The organism is Salinicola sp. CPA57, assembly GCF_003206035.1.
GTDB lineage: Bacteria > Pseudomonadota > Gammaproteobacteria > Pseudomonadales > Halomonadaceae > Salinicola > Salinicola socius.
This window is the reverse complement of record NZ_PZJR01000045.1, coordinates 1-1,393: the sequence shown is the minus strand read 5'-3', so window position 1 is coordinate 1,393 and position 1,393 is coordinate 1. Positions and strand designations below refer to the sequence as shown.

1 protein-coding gene is annotated in these 1,393 nt (G+C 61.5%); it reads left to right on the top strand.

Annotation, left to right across the window (positions count from 1 at the left end; genetic code table 11):
• Positions 1-1,393 (top strand): EF-hand domain-containing protein (locus tag DOM36_RS19925; protein ID WP_157958727.1); only part of this gene is annotated, 1,393 nt, incomplete at both ends.

The window sequence follows — 1,393 nt, the reverse complement described above, 5'->3', positions numbered from 1 at the left end:
CGGCGGCTCGCCGGGGATGGATCTGCAGGAGAGCCAGGCGCAGTTCGCGCGGCAGCTTGTGCTGGCACAGGAGGGCGACCGATCGGCGCTGGAGTCGATCACGCAATATGCGGACCAGTATCTGTCCGCAGGGCAGGACTACTACGGCAGCGGGACGGGCTATCAGTCGATCCGTGACGACGTGCTGGCCGCGCTCGAGGACATGCCCGATCAGGTCAGCGCCGAAGAGTACGTCGCTGACGAGATCAAGGAGGCTTTGCTCGAGCAGACGGCGAGCATCACGGGTGACTTGTCGGATGTGCTGCGCGGGGATAATCCCAGCAACATCGCCGGCGAATTGGCCGGTTACTTCGACGTTCTGGCCGGCGGGATCGATGGCGTTCTGACCGAGGATCAGCTGGCGCTGATCATGGGCGGCAAGGCCACCGACGCGCAGATCCGCGCCATGATTCAGTCGATGGATCTGAACGGCGACGCCGTGGTGTCGGGTCTGGAGTCGGTCATCGTTTCCGGTATGCCGACCGATGCCATTCTGGCCAATGTGCTGCAGGCCCAGCTCAAGGCCAACGGCGGCAAGGCACTGACCGAGGCGCAGGTGCGCAAGGCGCTGTCGCCGATAGCGACCGACGATCAGATCAACAAGCTGATGGATTCCGTCGACGCTAACGGTGAGGGTGTGATCAGCGCGCAAGAGATCGCCAACGGTCGGCTGTCTGGTCTGTCCTCCGGCATCGCCGGCGCGTTGAACCCGATGTTCGACAAGATCGATTCCAGCCTCGATGGGCTGATCGATTACGGCGAGTTCTCGAAGTTCTTCGACGGCCTGGCCAGTGACGAGCGGTTGCGTCAGATCTTCAGTCAGCTCGATACCGATGGCGACGGTCAGATCAGCGCGCTGGAGGCGGTGAAACAGTCGACCGACCAGGTGGGCGATAACACAGGCTCGCTCGAGGAACGTTCGCTCGAGCAGCTGCAAAAGCTCACTGGCCTGACCAGCGAGATGGCGCGTTCGACCGATCAATTCATCGGCCTGAATTCGACCATGGTCAGCCTGAGGGAATCGATCAACGCCTTGGGTGTGGCGCAGAAGGAAGCGGCACGGATCGAGAAAGCCCGACAGGAAGCCGAGGCGGCGGCCAAGGAGCGTGTGGCGCTTGAGCGCAAGCTGAGCGGTTACGAGTCGACGCTGGATAGCCTCAACTCGAAGCTGGGTAGCACGCAGAGCGACATCAAGGATCTGGCCAAGGATCGCGATACCTACGATTACGTGGACTATCGCAACGAGCATGCCGCCGGCCAGTGGTCGAACATCGATAAGACCTATAAGGGCTACACCGGTTATATCGGTGATGAGAACGCCTACTGGGAGGATGGAAAGCTCAAGACGTCGGGC